Below are 1,359 nucleotides of genomic sequence, written 5' to 3' on the forward strand. Positions count from 1 at the left end.
ATCTACGGTCAGCCCCGGCAGGACCACGCCGAACTCCTCCCCGCCGTAGCGGGCGAGCAGGTCACCGGGGCGAAGCTGCGAACCCCACGCCATTGCGGCCGCCCGCAGCAGCTCGTCGCCGGCCTGATGACCGAACAGGTCGTTGTAGCGCTTGAAGTGGTCGATGTCCAACAGCGCGACACTGACCGGGGTACGCCCCCGGCGCGCCTTGGCCAGCTCCCGCGGCAGCTCCAGCTCCCACGCGCGCCTGTTGGGTACGCCGGTCAGCCCGTCGTGGTGTGCCAGGGCCGAGAGCTGGGCGGACTGGTCCTGCACCTGCGACACCAGACCCGAGACACGCGCCACCACCAGCAGGAACAGCGCGACCGAACCGACACTGACCGCCAGCCAGTCGATGTGCCGGTGGGTGGCCCCCTGCCAGGCCAGCACCCCGGGAGCGAGCAACGACGTGGCCGCCAGCAGCCCCAGGCGTAACCGCGTGATGCGGGGCGTCCGGTCGGGCGCCACTTCGGACAGCGACCGCATCGACGGGTGCAGGGCGCTGGCGCCCAGCAGCACGTACGAGGCGAGCCACACGTCGTCGACCGGCCCGGACTCGTAGCCGGTCAACGTGTTGAGCACGTTGAAGGTCACGTCGGCGGCCATCTGCAGCACCGCCGACACCGCGATCATCCGGTAGCTGATCGTCCGCGCGCCGGGTGTGGTCAGCACCCGGGCGAGCATCGCGACCATCAGCACGTCACCCGCCGGGTACGCCAGGTCGACGAACCGGGTGAGAACGCTCCGCGTGGAGTCCGCCGCCAGGGGCTGCATCAGAAACACCCAGGACAGCAGGCCCATCCCGGTGGCGATGACGGCCGCGTCGAGCAGCCCCGCGCGGTCCCGTCCGGCGGTGCGGCTCCTGATCAGGACGAACAGGCCGGCCGCGGTCATCGGGTAGTACATCAGGTAGGACAGGTCGGCCGGGGACGGGTACGGGTTGATGTGCGCGACGAACTTGAAGTAGTCGAACATCCCGTCGCCGACGGTCATCGCCGACTGGCCCACGGCGAGCAGGTACCACAGGACGGGGCGGGCCGGTCGGTGCAGGCGCACCCCGACGACGACCGCGATGACCGTGCCCGTGCCGACGGCGTCGGCCAGCAACGCGTTGGCCACGCTGTCCACCGGAACCGCCAGGTGCGCGCCGATGACGACGGCACCGGCGACCAGCCACAGCCACCACGCCGACCGCTCGGCTCGCAAAATCATGCCACTCCATCGGCAAGGGAGACAGGTTATTGAGCGGTGCCACTCATAGCATTGCGGTCAGGAGCGGACCAACTGGGTCCCGCTGGCGCTCACGCGGTTCCGGCCGCC

At 70.3% G+C, this 1,359-nt stretch carries 1 protein-coding gene; it reads right to left on the minus strand.

The genetic code is table 11. The features are described 5' to 3' along the window. Nucleotides 1-1,251: GGDEF domain-containing protein (locus HC031_RS34195; protein ID WP_167929228.1), on the minus strand; the 1,251-nt coding region annotated here is incomplete at its 3' end. Between the last annotated feature and the right edge of the window lie 108 nt (nucleotides 1,252-1,359).

Origin of the sequence: Planosporangium thailandense (assembly GCF_011947195.1) — a bacterium.
Taxonomy (GTDB): domain Bacteria; phylum Actinomycetota; class Actinomycetes; order Mycobacteriales; family Micromonosporaceae; genus Planosporangium; species Planosporangium thailandense.